This is a genomic window from [Flexibacter] sp. ATCC 35103 (genome assembly GCF_001975985.1).
GTDB lineage: Bacteria > Bacteroidota > Bacteroidia > Flavobacteriales > Flavobacteriaceae > Flavobacterium.
Genome location: NZ_MTQF01000004.1, coordinates 390,770 through 405,146, shown reverse-complemented (window position 1 = coordinate 405,146; position 14,377 = coordinate 390,770). Strand labels below are relative to the sequence as shown.

The following is a 14,377-nucleotide window of genomic DNA, read 5'->3' as shown; positions in this document are numbered from 1 at the left end:
TTTAATCAAATAATATCATGAAGAAACAACTTGATGCCGTAACAGAATTTCATACTGCTTTTAAAATTGGTCATAGTCAGACCCCAATTGCTGATTTAGGCGAAACAAAGAAAATACTTCGCTATAATTTGATGAAAGAAGAAAACGAAGAATATCTTGAAGCAGTTCAGAATAATGATTTAGTCGAAATTGCTGATGCTCTTGGTGATATGATGTATATTTTGTGCGGAACAATTATCGAACACGGTCTGCAAGATAAAATTGAAGCCGTTTTTGATGAAATTCAGCGTAGTAATATGAGTAAATTAGGTGAAGACGGACAACCTATTTACAGAGAAGACGGTAAGGTAATGAAAGGGCCGAATTATTTTAAACCTGATTTTTCTAAACTTCTATAAATACAAATCCCTAATAAGTTTCTAAAACCTATTAGGGATTTTTTGTTTTTTAGATTTGTTATTCCGCATTAGGAATATCTTCTAAACGATAATAAATTTCCAAACCTCTTTCCTGAGCAATTCTAACATCGTTGTCAGCTCCTTTTGATTCACCTTCGAGACGAAGAACAGCATCGCATTTTTCTAAAAGCCTGTGTGCAACAGGATATTGTATTTCGTCCCATACACTATCACCAATATATTTAGAACCGGCTAAATTCAATAAAGGCAACGCAAGCCATTCGCCAATTATGGGCAAATGTCCCATTCTGAATAAAGGCAGCGCTACGGCTTCTAATTTTTCTAAATTTTGTTGAATTAATTTGGGATCATCATTTGTCCCACCACGATATGGTCCTGCAATAAGTATAAGCATGTCTTTATATTTTTTACAAAGCACGTGAAGTTGTTATTGTAAAAAAATAATGTAGTTTAAGAAAATGCCTGTTTATTTTTGTTAGCGCGAATCATGCTTAAAAATTCAGGAGTAATACCTAAATATGATGCAATTTGTTTTTGTGTAACTTGTTTTGCAACCTGAGGATATTTTTCCAGAAAGATATAATAACGCTGTTCTGCAGAAAGTGATAGATTTTGAATAACTCTTAACTGCTCTCTTATGTAGGCATTTTGCATGATAATCCTGAAAAAACGCTCGAATTTTGGAACTTTGAGATACAATTCATCCAAATCTTCTTTTTGTAAAAAAAATACCTGACTGTCTTCAATTGTTTCAATATTGAGCATCGCAGGTTGTTGCTTTATAAAGCAAGCCATATCTGTAATCCACCAGTCCGAAATAGCAAACATAATAGTAGATTCTTTTCCTTCCTGATCTCTGTAGAATGCACGTAAAATTCCGGATTGAACAAAATTTATCGTTTTACAAATTTCACCTTCTTTTAAAATAATACTCTTTTTTGGGTATTTCTTTTCTTTTAGAATAGACAGAAAATAAGCTGTTTCATTTTCGTCAAGCGAAATATGTTTAGCAATATTTTGTAAAACCAGATTTTGAATCATTCTTTGATGAGGTTTGAAAAGCAAATATAAAAAATAAGCCCGACGTTTCGATTCATTCGTACGTCGGGCTTGTATTTATTTTATAAACTTTTTTGGTTATTGCACCTTTACAGTCCAGCCAAAAGTATCTTCAGAAAGTTTGTTTTGAAGATTAGTTAGTTTTTCTTTCAATTGTGAAGCATATGAATTTTCTACCGGAGTCATTTCATAATAAACATCCTGATAAGAGAAACCTTTAATAACGCTTATAACTGCAGCAGTTCCGGCGCCAAAGATTTCTTTTAAAGATCCGTTTTTAGCCGCTTCTACCAATTCTGAAACAATAAGAGGACGAACCTCTACATTAAGACCTTCTTTTTCTGCCATTGCAATCAAACTTTTTCTGGTAATACCATCTAAGATTCTTTCGCTTGTAGGAGCAGTCAATAATGTATCGTTAATTCTAAAGAAAACGTTCATTGTTCCCGCTTCTTCCAGTTTAGTATGCGTTGCGTCATCTGTCCAGATAACTTGCTGAAAGCCGTCTTTATTAGCTAAATTTGTTGGGTAAAATTGTGCAGCATAGTTTCCTGCAGCTTTTGCAGCTCCAATACCGCCATTTGCTGCCCTGCTGTAATGTTCAGCAATAATGACTTTTACTTCGCCTGCATAATAAGATTGTGCCGGAGAAAGTAAAATCATGAATTTATATTCGTCAGAAGGATTGGCAACAACACCGGCACCTGTAGCAATCATAAAAGGACGAATGTACATACTGCTTCCGTTTCCTCTCTGAATCCATTCCTGATCAATTTTTAATAATTCATTTAGACCATCCATAAAAATAGCTTCCGGAACTTCTGGCATTGCCATACGAACTGCAGAATTATTAAAACGTTTGAAGTTTTCATCAGGTCTGAACAACCAAACATCATTATTGTCATCTTTATAAGCTTTCATTCCTTCAAAAATAGCTTGTCCGTAATGAAAGACTTTTGAAGAAGGATCCATTAAAATTGGAGCATAAGGCTTAATGACCGGGTTTTGCCACTCTCCATTTTTAAAATCACATTCGAATAAATGGTCTGTAAAAACAGCACCAAAGCTTAAGTTTTGAAAGTCTACTCCGCTTATTTTTGACGAAGTGGCTTTTCTGATTTCAATTTTGCTTGTTTGAGTTGTACTCATAATTATATAAAGTTTTTATGTAATTTTCATTTCAATAGAAGATTCTAAAGTAATGATTTGGTGTAAAATAGAATTTAATAAATGCAAAATTAAATAAAAATATATAATTTGCTTAGTAAAACTGCATTATTTATGGGCTTTAACTGAGATTTATTTATCTTATAATAAAGTGAAAAAATTAGGACATTTTTATAAAGAATTTATGAAAAAACAGCCGTTTTTTAAGGCTTTACGCATTTGTTTTGACTAAATTTGACTCGCAAAAAGCGCTGAATACCAATAAAATCAGATTATAAATTCCGAAAAAAGTGAAAAGAGAAATAATTAAAACGCTAGATGGTTCAACGACAATTCATCTAGCAGAATGGGATGAATGTTATCATTCAAAACATGGAGCTATACAGGAAGCAAAACATGTTTTTATAAAAAACGGACTTTCTTTATTTGAAAATAATCCGGTAAATATTCTTGAAATAGGTTTTGGAACAGGATTAAATGCTTTTATCACTTTTTTAGAGTCAAATCAAAAAAATCAGAAAATTGATTATGTTGGAGTAGAAGCTTATCCTGTTGAAGCGGCAGAAGTTTTAGAAATGAATTATGTGAGTGAACTGAACGCATTGGAATTTGAGAACATTTTTGAGAAAATGCATAAATCAGAATGGAACAAAAAAATTGAAATTTGCAATGCTTTTTCGTTAACCAAAAGGAAACAATTTTTTGATGAAATAAACGATTTTGAAATTTTTGATTTGATTTACTTTGACGCCTTCGGATATAGGGTCCAACCGGAGCTTTGGAGTACTGAAATCTTTAGGAAAATGTATAATAGTTTAAAACCAAACGGAGTCCTGGTAACTTATGCAGCTCGCGGAGTTGTTAAAAGAAGTATGATCGAAGTTGGGTTTACTGTCGAAAAATTAGCAGGTCCTCCGGGAAAACGAGAAATGTTTAGAGCCTTTAAAAAGGTTTAAATGAGTTGTTTAGAATCGTTCTATATTGATTTATATATATTAAGAAAACGTATTCGTTGCTAAAGTTTTTAAAAAAAATAGTTAAAATGAATGCGTATGAATGATATTTGATTAAATTTGTGCGAGTTTAAAAATATAGATAACCCCCAAAAATCTTATTTTATTATGTCAAAAATGATGTTTGATTACACGAAATCAATACTTGAGAGAGTAAGTTTCGATCCGATACTTTTCTGTAAAGAACTAGAGAAAGCTATCAAAACACTGTTACCATACGAGATGGAGCAATTACAAGAATGGTTATTGAACTTTATTGTTGAAAAACCAGAACTAAAACAAAGTTTACTACTAATTAAAGTATAAAAAAAGGAGCCAATTTGGCTCCTTTTTTATTTCTATTTCTTTTGTAGCGGACTAACGATTTGAACGTTCTGAAAAACAATTGCCCCTTTTACAACTCCGGCGATTGTAGATCTTAGGGCGTCAATGATTTGCATTTTTAATTCGCTCTTTGGGTAAATTAAACTTACCTCACGGGCAGGTTTTGGTTCCTTAAAATTTCGTAGTTTCAGTTTGTCGGAATCTTTTAAGTCTAAGGTGTGCAAGTACGGAAGTAACGTTGTACCCAAACCTTCATCGGCTAGTTTTATTAAAGTTTCAAAGCTTCCGCTTTGTATCTGAAAATTATTCTGGTCGATATCAGTTCCGTTTTTACATAAATTCAGGATTCCGTCCCTAAAACAATGTCCGTCTTGCAAAAGCAGGATTTCATTAATGTTTAAATCGGCAACTTCAATTTCTTCTTTCTGGAAACTCACATGATGTTCCGGAATATAAGCCACAAATGGCTCGAAATATAAAACGATCTCTTTTATTTTTTCATCTTCCAGAGGAGTTGCAGCAATTGCAGCGTCTAAATGACCGTTCTTTAATTTTATAATAATCTCATCCGTATTTAATTCTTCGATTAAGAGTTTTACTTTAGGATATTTTTTTATAAAGTTATTTAGAAACATAGGTAAAAGAGTAGGCATAATCGTTGGGATAATTCCTAAACGAAATTCTCCGCCAATAAAACCTTTTTGCTGTTCTACTATATCTTTAATTCTATCTGCTTCATTTACAATATTCTTTGCCTGATTGACAATTTTTTGACCAATATCAGTAAGTTGGATAGGCTTTTTACTTCTGTCAAAAATTAAAATATTAAGTTCCTCTTCGATTTTTTGAATTTGCATACTTAATGTTGGTTGGGTAACAAAACATTTTTCGGCAGCAAGTGTAAAATTTTTATGTTCGGCAACAGCTAACACATATTGTAATTGAGTAATCGTCATTTTGATAGTATTTTGTGATGCAAAAATAAGAAAATATAATTTTTTTTTATAATATTTTTAAAGAAGTTGTTTTAAATTTGTAGTAAACTTATTATAAAATGAATACTATGAAAACAAATATTTTAGGATTGCCGGTAAAAGAGTCAGAATTATTAGTCAATGAATTGAATATTCTGTTATCAAATTTTCAGGTATACTATCAGAATCTAAGAGGAATACACTGGAATATTCGTGGCAAACGTTTCTTTGATTTACATGTTAAATTTGAAGAATTGTATACAGATGCACAGTTAAAAATCGATATGATTGCAGAAAGGGTTTTAACAATAGGCGGGACTCCATTACATACATTTGAAGATTATATTAAAAATAATAAATTAGCGGTAGGAAAGAATATTTCAAATGATGAGAAAGCAGTTCAGTTAATTGTAAATTCTTTATCAGATTTATTAAAAATTGAAAGAGAAATTTTAAAACAATCAGATGATATTAATGATGAAGGAACAAATTCTATGATGAGCGACTTCATTGCAGAACAGGAAAAAACCATCTGGATGATGAATGCATGGTTAGAAGAATCATTGTAATTAATTGTTTTTTAATACTATATAAACAGAATAAGGGTCTTTTCTTTATTCTGTTTTTTTATGATTGTTAAATTTGTATAAATTTTTTGCCCTTGCGCTTTGATTTTATTTCTTTAACACTATTTTTGCTGCAATGAAACTAATCGCTCGCATATTATTATTCATATTTATTGCCTTCTTATCGACCCCAACAATTGTTCAGGTGATAAAGAAAGGGACGAATACGGCTATATCTTTTAATTGCGCAGAAGAAGAAGTTCATAAAGAACTTAAATCAGTGGTTCATGCTACAATATTAGAGCATGAAGTTTTGTTGCCTGTTTATATTCAAAAGAAAACGATCGTTTCTGAAAACATCGTAAAATTAGATAATATTTCTCCGAGCATCTTTGCTCCACCTCCTAACTTAGTATAATACTTCCGATTATTTTGAACTACAACTGCATTTTTAATTAAATGTGGTAAATCTTTAATGAATAATTTTTTTAGTATTGTATTATGACAAAAAAAATCAATCTTTTTGCCAACCTCAAATCTGATTTTGCTTCAGGTTTAGTGGTTTTCCTGGTGGCTCTTCCGTTGTGTTTAGGTATTGCAATGGCTTCTGGAGCTCCCTTGTTTTCTGGAATTATTGCAGGTGTTATTGGTGGTATTGTGGTTGGTTATTTAAGCCAGTCGCACATTAGTGTTTCAGGACCTGCAGCTGGGTTAACAGCTATTATTTTAACAGCTATTAGTGATCTTGGCGCCTTTGATGTGTTTTTAATGTCGGTTTTTATTGCTGGATTAATTCAATTAGCATTAGGGTTTTTAAAAGCCGGAAGTATATCAAATTATTTTCCAACCAATGTTATTGAAGGAATGTTAGCCGGTATCGGGATTATTATCATTTTAAAACAATTGCCTCATGCTTTTGGGTACGATGCTGATTTTGAAGGAGATCAGGCTTTTGTACAAAATGATGGAAGCAATTCATTTTCATTTTTATTCGATGTTTTAAATCACATTCATTTAGGAGCAGTAATTATTTCACTTGTTTCACTGATTATATTGATTTCATGGGAAAAAGTCTCCTTTTTAAAGAAATTAAAATTAGTTCCGGGCGCACTTATTGCAGTTATTGCAGGAGTCGTTTTAAACGAATTTTTTGTTTCTTCAGGAAGCTCATTGGCAATTGCAAAAGAACATTTGGTTTCATTGCCAGTTCCAAAATCTTTTGATGAATTTAAATCTATTCTGATTACACCAAATTTTGCTGCCGTTACAAATCCGCAAGTTTGGGTAGTTGCTGTTACAATTGCCATTGTAGCTTCTATAGAAACATTACTTTGTATTGAAGCTGCTGACAGAATGGATGTTCAAAAACGTTACACCAATACAAATGTAGAACTTAGGGCACAAGGTATTGGTAATATCCTGAGCTCACTTTTAGGTGGTTTACCAATGACATCAGTTGTGGTGAGATCATCAGCAAATAATAATGCAGGAGCAAAGTCAAAAATGTCAGCGATTATTCACGGTGTACTTTTACTGATAAGTGTTATGTCGATACCAACAATTTTGAATAAAATTCCGTTGGCAACTTTGGCAACCGTTTTAATCCTGGTTGGATATAAATTAGCTAAACCTGCAACTTTCAAACACTTTTGGGAGAAAGGAAAATACCAGTTCATTCCTTTTGTGGCCACATTAGTATTTGTTGTAGCAACAGACTTACTTAAAGGAGTTGCGCTGGGAATTATTATTAGTATAATTTTTGTATTGAGAGGGAATCTAAAAAGAGCCTACAGTTTCAAAAAAGAGGAGTACGAAGACGGAGATGTTATTCATATTGATTTAGCGCAGGAAGTTTCATTTCTGAATAAAGCAGCAATTAAATTAACATTAAACGAGATTCCTCAAAACTCAAAAGTTATCATCAATGCACATGATACAGAGTATATTGCCCATGATGTTTTAGACTTGATCCGTGAGTTTAAAGAAACAAGAGCTATTGATGAAAATATCAAAGTAAAACTAAAAGGATTTAAAGAAGCATACGAACTTGAAAACTCTCCTGATATTAACAATCATGTATCTATAGAACATTATTATGATGTTGCAAAAAGAGCATTGGTTAAAAAAGAAACGGTAAAAGAAGATTTTTAAACAAATTAAATTAATTAAAGGTATTTCTTCATTGTGAGAAGTATGAAAATTGGATAACTTTACAGTAAAGTTATTTTTGATATGTTTAAACATGTAGAAGTACCATCAAAAAACAAAAAAAATGAGAGAGTTTTATAAACAATTACTAGAAAACAACAAACAGTGGGTTGAAAAATCATTAGCATTAGATCCTAATTATTTTGCTGATTTAGCTAAGGGACAAACACCACCATTATTATGGATTGGATGTTCTGACAGTCGTGTTCCTGCAAATGAAATTATTGGTGCTAAACCTGGAGAAGTTTTTGTACATCGAAACATTGCCAATATGGTAGTGCACTCTGATATGAATATGCTGAGTGTTTTAGATTATGCTGTAAATGTTCTAAAAGTAAAACATGTTATTGTTTGCGGACATTATGGTTGTGGTGGTGTAAAAGCTGCAATGGGAAATCAATCTGTTGGAATAATAGACAACTGGATACGTCATATCAAAGATGAGTACCGTTTACATGATAAATACCTAAACTCTATTGAAGATGAAACAGAACGTTTTAATGCTTTTGTTGAGGTAAATGCTAAAGAACAGGTTTACAATTTAGCCAAAACATCAATCGTACAAGGTGCCTGGAAAAACGGTCAGGATTTAATGCTTCACGGATGGGTTTATGGTTTAAATTCAGGATTTGTAACAGATCTTAATGTAAATATCGCATCAAACGAAGAATTAGATGAGGTTTATCAACTAAGCAATCTGTAAAAAAATAAAAATCGCCTCAAAAGGGCGATTTTTTTTATTCGTTTTCGTCTAAATTTTCATTAAAAGCAGATGGTAATAAGGTTGGAATAAACTTTATTAAAATAGGCAATAATAAACTTCCACCCGGTAGTAAAAATATGGTCAGTGACGGAATCGTTTTGCAAATATCCAATAACTGTTTTTTTACCTTCTTCTTTTCTTTGGCATCCAGATCTCTGGTTGTAGAATAAGCCAATAAAACCATTAATTCCTTACTCTGGATAATCTCCTTAACAAGTCTGTTTTTGTTTCTTACAATCAGTTTTACAACGCTGTGCGTCATTTGATCATAAAAATGTTTTACAGGATTTGAATAATTAAAATACGGAATTTTCTTTTTATGGGTTGTTATAAAGGTGTGGGTTGTATCAATACTTTTGGTCACAAAATCATCAGAAACACCCATCATTGATCCTAAAGAATATAGAAAATAAGATTCTTCATTTTCTACAACGCCATCACTCCATAGCGCCATTCCGGCCATGTCAATAAAATAATAGTGTTCCAGTTTGTTGCCAAAATTTTCTAATTGCAAAGTTTCTAAAGTATCAACAGTTACTTTCGAGAATTTAGAGTATCGTATTGAAGCTTCAAAAAGTTTAATCAATAAATCATCGTGTTGTGATTTGACCGTTTTGGTTTTTAGGGCTAAAGCTACAATGCCTAAAACAGTTTCTTCAATTCGTTTTAGATATTTTTCAGGAATTGAACCGTGTTGAAGGTATTGTCTGAAAGCTAAAACATCAATAAACAAAAGCGCATTAGTAACTAAATGCGAAAAGTTTTTGCTTATAATACTGTCATTGGTTTGTACCCTTTGATCAATTATATTTTCTAAAGAAAGGGAAGGAGTATCTTTAGGAAGTAAAATTTTAAATAAATTAAATCCTTCCGGATTCATTTCATTATAAAATTTCAATACTTCGGTTATAAAGTTTTTTGGTTCAGAACTTCTTTTTTCCAAACAAAAAACGTGATATAAAGTATTTAGTAAAGCAACTTTAGAAATCTCGGTTTTAAACCAGCCTTTTATAGGTACCGGAACCTGAGAATCAATTGCTATGATATGACCATAGATAAAACCGGTTTCTCTGACTTTGTAGTAAAAAGATTCTGTAGTCTCAAAAGGAATTGCCTCTGAAAACTTTTGTTCACTAAAAAACTTGTCTATCCAACCTGATGCCGATGGGTTAATCATTAACTTTAATTTATAGCTGCAAAGCTATATCTTTTTCTTGTGTTAGGATAAGTTTTTAAATGAAATAACCACTAGATTTTGTGAAAATCTAATGGTTATTGTGTTTTTTTATTTGATGATTCCTGCACAAGCAACTCTTCCGCCTGCATTTCCTGTTGGCTGAGTTGTAAAATCATCAGTTCCCTGATGTACAATTAAACCTTTTCCAAGAACATCTTTGTTGGTATCTCCACAACCAATACACCATTCATCAGTTGTTAGTGTAATAGTTCCGTTACCTTTTGCATCTGCAGTAAAGTTTCCAATATCACCTTTGTGGTATTCTCCAACACCCCATTTTCCGTGCTTTTTAAAAGTAGGATTCCAATGTCCTCCGGCTGAACTTCCGTCTGCAGAGCTGCAATCTGCTTTTTCGTGAATGTGAATCGCGTGTACTCCCGGTTCTAAACCAGTCACTTTTGCAACAAATGTTACTTTACCATTTTTCTCTGTAAAAGTAGCAGTTCCTCCAACTTTACTATTACTTTTTGGTTCTAAGGCAACAGTAAGTGTTTTGGCATCATTTGATTTTGTATTGGTCTTACAGCCAATAATTAAGGCTGTAATTATAGCGAAAGAAACGATTATTTTTTTCATATGAAAGGCTTTTAAATTAAAGATTAAGTAAATTTAACATAAAATTCCGACATTGATTAGCGCCAAGAGTTAAAAAAATCTAAAACTATTACTTGTAATTTAATGCTGCTTTAAGGGAACAACAAATTATTATTGCGTAATTTCGTATACCTCGAATTGAAAATTTCAAAAGTCAGTGTTGATTATTTTTTAATTTAATTTATAAAATTATGATAAAGAATGTTTTGATTTTAGTTTTTTCAGGAATTGTGTTACTGTCATGTAATGCATCTAAGACTCCAAAAAATGATTCTGTTTCGCAACTCGAAGGAAGCTGGGAACTTAATTATATAACCGGACCTCGAATAACTTTTGATGGTTTGTATCCAAATAAAAAACCAACCCTAAATTTTAATACAAAAGAAAATCAGGTTTCCGGAAACAACAGTTGTAATTCGTTTACAGGAAAATTAAAAGTAACAGGTAATAAAATTGATTTTACACAACCTATGGCTGTTACCAGAATGATGTGTATTGATGCGCAGGGCGAACCCGTTTTTATGAGTACTTTGCAAAAAATAACTTCATATGATATTACTGATGATGGAAAAACCCTGAATTTTATTTCAGGAGATATTGCGATGATGCGATTTACGAAAAAATAAAAATACTTTTTTAGTTCTGTTAAATATTTATTTTATGAAAACTAAACGACCCATTTTATTAATAGTGTTAGTATGCTTTTTAAGTTTCGGTGTTTTTGCACAAGAAAAAACAAAGAAGGAATTAAAGGCAGAAAAAGATTTGCAGCAACAAAAAGAAATTGAAACTCTGATTGATTCTAAGAAGTTTGATTTTGAAGCACAAAAAGCTAATCCGCAAGGAGGAAGGCTTATTTTTCTGGATTATAATACTTATTTTCTAAAGTTTAATACTGAAAAAACGACTTGTGATTTACCCTTTTTTGGACGAGGTTTTAATGTACCATACGGTGGCGATGGCGGAATAAAATTTGAAGGTACTCCCGAAAATATAAAAATTGAAAAAAATAAAAAAAATTATATCATAAGAGCGACTGTCCGAGGCAAAGACGATTCATATGATTTAATGCTTTCTGTTTTTTTTAATGGAGGTGCAACACTTTCTGTAAATAGTAATAACAGAGGACCAATTTCTTATGACGGAGAAATTAGAGCTCCTAAAACTGAAAAAAGTATTAAATAAAGTTTTTTAGATTTTTAGCATTCACGAATCCTTATAATTTATGCCGAAAAAAATCTTTAATATAATTTTTAAAAGGTATCATTTTATAATGATGTTTTTTTTATTAGCAGTGTCTGTTAATAGTCAGGACCTTGAACCAAGAGTTTATGCCAATGTTGCCAAAAACTTAAATGTAGCATCAATTGGCTATCTTTTTACAGATGGAAATGTGCTCACAGATCCATCATTGCCTATTACTGATTTTACACTTCAAAGTCATAATGTCGCTCTCAATTATATTAGAACTTTTGGGATTTATAATAAACTGGCCCGTGTTCAGGTTGCACTTCCATTTACTTTTATGGATGGGTCACAAACGCGCACAAGTGGTGAGGTTATAACAGGATCGAGAACCGGTTTTGCTGATACAAAAGTTCGCCTTGGAATCAATATTTTGGGTTCGCCGGCTCTTGATAAATCTGAATTTAAAAATTTTGAACAAAAAACAATTTTAGGTGTCAGTCTCGTAACCTCAATTCCTACAGGAAGATATTATGATGATAAACAAATTAATATAGGGACTAACCGTTGGGCATTTAAACCAGAAATTGGAGTGTCAAAACGATTTGCTCATGTGTATGCTGAGGCTTATGGAGGAATTTGGTTTTATACTGATAATAACGATTTCCTGGGGAAAAAATTAGAACAGAAACCCACTTATAGCCTGCAAGCACATGCGAGTTATTATTTTAAAAACAATATGTGGATAGGTTTCAATACGAATTGGTTTTTTGGAGGAAGAACAATTACAGACGGAATTTCAGGCGATAGTGAAATAGATAATTGGCGAGTAGGAGGAACCTTTTCGACACCTGTTGCAAAAGGCCAATCTATCAGGTTTCAATACCATGTAGGTGCCTACACAAATAACGGATTAAATTATTATGCTTTATCTGTATCTTACCAATATTCATTTTTTTAATGTGTAAGAATGTTTTTATAATAAATAATTTAACAGGTTAAAAATCAGTATATTTGATAGTGCGTGAATTTTTAAAAAACAAATTAAAATTTATTACTATGAAAAAATTAAGTTTAATTCTTGTTATGGCCATTGCGTCGTTTTCATCTTATGCTCAATCTTCGTTTAAAGAAGATGTTGAGGTACTGCAAAGTGTTTATGGCAAATCAAAAAGTGATCTTGTAAAACAGTATATGAATTTGTCTGATACTCAAAATGCTGCTTTTACAAAAGTTTACGATAATTACGAAACAGAACGTAAAGCTTTAGGTCAGGCAAAATTTCAACTCATTAATGATTATGCAGCAAATTATGCGACACTTACAGATGAAAAAGCTGATGAATTGGCAAAAGGAACACTCAAGAATCATTTAGCTTATGAAAAATTATACTCTAAAACGTATGGGCAGGCTAAAAAAGCTGTTGGCGCCATAAATGCTGCAAAATTTCTTCAGTTAGAAATTTATTTACAGACTATAATTCGTGCTGAAATTTTAGAATCAATTCCTTTTATAGGTGAATTAGATAAATCAAAATTGCAATAGCTCTCTTTATAAAAAAAATGGCAGTTATAATTTTATAACTGCCGTTTTTTATCCTTAAAAGCTTGATTTATTTACCTGTTTTTACTTCGTAAATTGCATTTACCATTCCGTCATGCGGACTATCTAAAGTAAGTTCCCAGAACATAATACCTCCTAATTTCTTAGATTTTACATATTCAGTTTTTTCTTTTATCGATTTTATATCATCAGATGTTGCAAAGGTTTTTGATGCCGCATTATACCAATATGGCGCTTTTGCCTTATCATCCCAAAAATATTTCCAGCCATTGGCTTCAGTATAAGTCGAGGCAAAATTTTTAAAATCAACACCTTGAATGTGCTCTCCAGCCTGGTAAAGTCCATTGTTTATATTTTCTACATTTTTCCATGTTCTGGAATAAAAAGCACCTCCAATGATTAATTTCTCAGCAGGAACTCCTTGTTTTATTAAGTACGTAACTGCTCTGTCTGTAGATTCTTCTTTTGGGTTAGTACTATACAAAGGCGTATGATGTCCGGTAACTTTAGAATATCCATTTACTAAATCATAGCTCATAATATTAATGCGGTTTACTAATGGTGATACAGTTTTCCAGTCTATAGATTCGTCAAGATATTTCTGAAATCCACCAGCTGCAAAACTTAGTTCGTATTTTTTGCCTAAAGTAGAACGCAAAATTTTAATTAATTCTGTAAAATTAGGCTTATCCACAGCTTGGTATAAATGTCCAGGCAGTCCCTCAATTGCCGGATATTCCCAATCTAAATCTAAACCATCTACTTTAAAGTAATCACTCACTTCTTTTACTGATTTTGCAAAAGTCAATCTTCCTTCAACAGTAGAAAACGCAGCAGAACAAGGCTCACAACCTCCCCAGCCACCAAGTGAAAGAATAATTTTAAGTTGCGGATTTTTTGCTTTTAAAGAAACCAGGTATTTAATTGTGGTGGAATCCTTAGGAGAATCAACACTAAGTTTACCATCTTTAAGATGACAAAAACTAAAAATAATTTGATTCAGTTTATTTACTTCGTATTCGTTAATTAGTTTATCATCGCCTGTGTAATAAGCAATGATGTCAAATTTCTTGTTTTTCTGAGCAAAAATATTGGTAGATATCAGGCAAAGAAATAGAAGAGCAATTAGGTTAATTTGTTTCATTTTATATTTTTTGAAGTTTTAGAACGCTAAATATAAAACATTAGATTATAAATTTTGCTATTGATCTTGTATCAGAAATGCAATTTTAATAAAGATTTGTGAAATTGAATTTTTTAAACCATATAAGTCATATAAGAAAATATAAGCCGTATGTTTAAAAT

The 14,377-nt window shown here is 31.8% G+C and carries 18 protein-coding genes; 11 read left to right on the top strand and 7 right to left on the bottom strand.

The window, feature by feature from the left end:
• Positions 1-17: 17 nt before the first annotated feature.
• Positions 18-398: a nucleoside triphosphate pyrophosphohydrolase family protein gene (locus BXU01_RS09800; protein WP_055096002.1), complete on the top strand. Its 381-nt coding sequence runs from the start codon at positions 18-20 to the stop codon at positions 396-398.
• A 58-nt stretch (positions 399-456) separates the two neighbouring features.
• Here the strand turns inward: BXU01_RS09800 and BXU01_RS09795 are convergent, their stop codons facing one another.
• From BXU01_RS09795 to BXU01_RS09785, 3 genes are all read right to left on the bottom strand, one after another.
• Positions 457-813 (bottom strand): DUF4406 domain-containing protein, encoded by a 357-nt coding sequence (locus BXU01_RS09795; protein ID WP_083693029.1) that lies wholly within the window; start codon positions 811-813, stop codon positions 457-459.
• A gap of 56 nt (positions 814-869) precedes the next feature.
• Entirely contained in the window at positions 870-1,460 is a 591-nt protein-coding gene (locus tag BXU01_RS09790; protein WP_083693027.1) for a Crp/Fnr family transcriptional regulator, read from the bottom strand.
• Positions 1,461-1,556: 96 nt separating this feature from the next.
• Positions 1,557-2,627 carry a branched-chain amino acid aminotransferase gene (locus tag BXU01_RS09785; RefSeq protein WP_083693025.1) on the bottom strand — a complete coding sequence of 357 codons (1,071 nt, stop codon included), beginning with the start codon at positions 2,625-2,627 and terminating at the stop codon, positions 1,557-1,559.
• Between the two features lie 308 nt (positions 2,628-2,935).
• Between BXU01_RS09785 and mnmD the strand changes: the two genes are divergently transcribed.
• Positions 2,936-3,601, top strand: coding sequence for a tRNA (5-methylaminomethyl-2-thiouridine)(34)-methyltransferase MnmD (gene mnmD / locus BXU01_RS09780; protein ID WP_083693023.1), 666 nt, complete (start codon positions 2,936-2,938; stop codon positions 3,599-3,601).
• A gap of 165 nt (positions 3,602-3,766) precedes the next feature.
• The gene (locus BXU01_RS23855) at positions 3,767-3,964 is read left to right on the top strand and encodes a hypothetical protein (protein WP_056252939.1); all 198 of its coding nucleotides are present in this window, start codon (positions 3,767-3,769) and stop codon (positions 3,962-3,964) included.
• A gap of 32 nt (positions 3,965-3,996) precedes the next feature.
• On the opposite strand, the gene BXU01_RS09770 is transcribed toward BXU01_RS23855, so the two are convergent.
• On the bottom strand, positions 3,997-4,938 hold the full coding sequence (locus tag BXU01_RS09770) for a LysR substrate-binding domain-containing protein (protein WP_083693021.1): 942 nt from the start codon (positions 4,936-4,938) through the stop codon (positions 3,997-3,999).
• 107 nt (positions 4,939-5,045) lie between these two features.
• Here BXU01_RS09770 and BXU01_RS09765 point away from each other — a divergent pair, with 107 nt between their 5' ends.
• The 4 genes from BXU01_RS09765 (at position 5,046) to can (ending at position 8,433) form a co-directional block, all read left to right on the top strand.
• Positions 5,046-5,525, top strand: coding sequence for a Dps family protein (locus BXU01_RS09765; RefSeq protein ID WP_083693019.1), 480 nt, complete (start codon positions 5,046-5,048; stop codon positions 5,523-5,525).
• 133 nt (positions 5,526-5,658) lie between these two features.
• The gene (locus BXU01_RS09760) at positions 5,659-5,940 is read left to right on the top strand and encodes a hypothetical protein (RefSeq protein ID WP_083693018.1); all 282 of its coding nucleotides are present in this window, start codon (positions 5,659-5,661) and stop codon (positions 5,938-5,940) included.
• An 83-nt stretch (positions 5,941-6,023) separates the two neighbouring features.
• Positions 6,024-7,673, top strand: a complete 1,650-nt coding sequence (locus BXU01_RS09755; protein WP_083693017.1) for a SulP family inorganic anion transporter — start codon at positions 6,024-6,026, stop codon at positions 7,671-7,673.
• Positions 7,674-7,794: 121 nt separating this feature from the next.
• A complete protein-coding gene (can, locus tag BXU01_RS09750; protein WP_083693014.1) occupies positions 7,795-8,433 on the top strand; it encodes a carbonate dehydratase in 639 nt (212 codons plus the stop codon).
• A gap of 34 nt (positions 8,434-8,467) precedes the next feature.
• On the opposite strand, the gene BXU01_RS09745 is transcribed toward can, so the two are convergent.
• Both BXU01_RS09745 and BXU01_RS09740 read right to left on the bottom strand, forming a co-directional pair.
• Positions 8,468-9,670 (bottom strand): LETM1-related biofilm-associated protein, encoded by a 1,203-nt coding sequence (locus tag BXU01_RS09745; protein WP_083693012.1) that lies wholly within the window; start codon positions 9,668-9,670, stop codon positions 8,468-8,470.
• 108 nt (positions 9,671-9,778) lie between these two features.
• A complete protein-coding gene (locus BXU01_RS09740) occupies positions 9,779-10,306 on the bottom strand; it encodes a superoxide dismutase family protein (protein WP_083693010.1) in 528 nt (175 codons plus the stop codon).
• Positions 10,307-10,515: 209 nt separating this feature from the next.
• Between BXU01_RS09740 and BXU01_RS09735 the strand changes: the two genes are divergently transcribed.
• From BXU01_RS09735 to BXU01_RS09720, 4 genes are all read left to right on the top strand, one after another.
• Positions 10,516-10,950: an META domain-containing protein gene (locus BXU01_RS09735; RefSeq protein WP_083693009.1), complete on the top strand. Its 435-nt coding sequence runs from the start codon at positions 10,516-10,518 to the stop codon at positions 10,948-10,950.
• Between the two features lie 34 nt (positions 10,951-10,984).
• Positions 10,985-11,509, top strand: coding sequence for a DUF4251 domain-containing protein (locus BXU01_RS09730; protein WP_083693007.1), 525 nt, complete (start codon positions 10,985-10,987; stop codon positions 11,507-11,509).
• Between the two features lie 88 nt (positions 11,510-11,597).
• Positions 11,598-12,470: a transporter gene (locus tag BXU01_RS09725; protein WP_255373733.1), complete on the top strand. Its 873-nt coding sequence runs from the start codon at positions 11,598-11,600 to the stop codon at positions 12,468-12,470.
• Positions 12,471-12,568: 98 nt separating this feature from the next.
• On the top strand, positions 12,569-13,054 hold the full coding sequence (locus BXU01_RS09720) for a hypothetical protein (RefSeq protein WP_083693288.1): 486 nt from the start codon (positions 12,569-12,571) through the stop codon (positions 13,052-13,054).
• Between the two features lie 67 nt (positions 13,055-13,121).
• On the opposite strand, the gene BXU01_RS09715 is transcribed toward BXU01_RS09720, so the two are convergent.
• Positions 13,122-14,216, bottom strand: coding sequence for a glycoside hydrolase family 18 protein (locus BXU01_RS09715; protein ID WP_083693003.1), 1,095 nt, complete (start codon positions 14,214-14,216; stop codon positions 13,122-13,124).
• Positions 14,217-14,377 lie beyond the last annotated feature (161 nt).

Excerpts from the sequence above, each read along its gene's own strand:
- BXU01_RS09755 (WP_083693017.1), top strand. The coding sequence starts at position 6,024 with ATGACAAAAAAAATCAATCTTTTTGCCAACCTCAAATCTGATTTTGCT.
- can (WP_083693014.1), top strand. The coding sequence starts at position 7,795 with ATGAGAGAGTTTTATAAACAATTACTAGAAAACAACAAACAGTGGGTT.
- BXU01_RS09765 (WP_083693019.1), top strand. The coding sequence starts at position 5,046 with ATGAAAACAAATATTTTAGGATTGCCGGTAAAAGAGTCAGAATTATTA.
- BXU01_RS09795 (WP_083693029.1), bottom strand. The coding sequence starts at position 813 with ATGCTTATACTTATTGCAGGACCATATCGTGGTGGGACAAATGATGAT.
- BXU01_RS09735 (WP_083693009.1), top strand. The coding sequence starts at position 10,516 with ATGATAAAGAATGTTTTGATTTTAGTTTTTTCAGGAATTGTGTTACTG.
- BXU01_RS09725 (WP_255373733.1), top strand. The coding sequence starts at position 11,598 with ATGATGTTTTTTTTATTAGCAGTGTCTGTTAATAGTCAGGACCTTGAA.
- BXU01_RS09790 (WP_083693027.1), bottom strand. The coding sequence starts at position 1,460 with ATGATTCAAAATCTGGTTTTACAAAATATTGCTAAACATATTTCGCTT.
- BXU01_RS09720 (WP_083693288.1), top strand. The coding sequence starts at position 12,569 with ATGAAAAAATTAAGTTTAATTCTTGTTATGGCCATTGCGTCGTTTTCA.
- BXU01_RS23855 (WP_056252939.1), top strand. The coding sequence starts at position 3,767 with ATGTCAAAAATGATGTTTGATTACACGAAATCAATACTTGAGAGAGTA.
- BXU01_RS09770 (WP_083693021.1), bottom strand. The coding sequence starts at position 4,938 with ATGACGATTACTCAATTACAATATGTGTTAGCTGTTGCCGAACATAAA.
- BXU01_RS09800 (WP_055096002.1), top strand. The coding sequence starts at position 18 with ATGAAGAAACAACTTGATGCCGTAACAGAATTTCATACTGCTTTTAAA.
- BXU01_RS09730 (WP_083693007.1), top strand. The coding sequence starts at position 10,985 with ATGAAAACTAAACGACCCATTTTATTAATAGTGTTAGTATGCTTTTTA.
- BXU01_RS09740 (WP_083693010.1), bottom strand. The coding sequence starts at position 10,306 with ATGAAAAAAATAATCGTTTCTTTCGCTATAATTACAGCCTTAATTATT.
- BXU01_RS09785 (WP_083693025.1), bottom strand. The coding sequence starts at position 2,627 with ATGAGTACAACTCAAACAAGCAAAATTGAAATCAGAAAAGCCACTTCG.
- BXU01_RS09745 (WP_083693012.1), bottom strand. The coding sequence starts at position 9,670 with ATGATTAACCCATCGGCATCAGGTTGGATAGACAAGTTTTTTAGTGAA.
- BXU01_RS09760 (WP_083693018.1), top strand. The coding sequence starts at position 5,659 with ATGAAACTAATCGCTCGCATATTATTATTCATATTTATTGCCTTCTTA.
- BXU01_RS09715 (WP_083693003.1), bottom strand. The coding sequence starts at position 14,216 with ATGAAACAAATTAACCTAATTGCTCTTCTATTTCTTTGCCTGATATCT.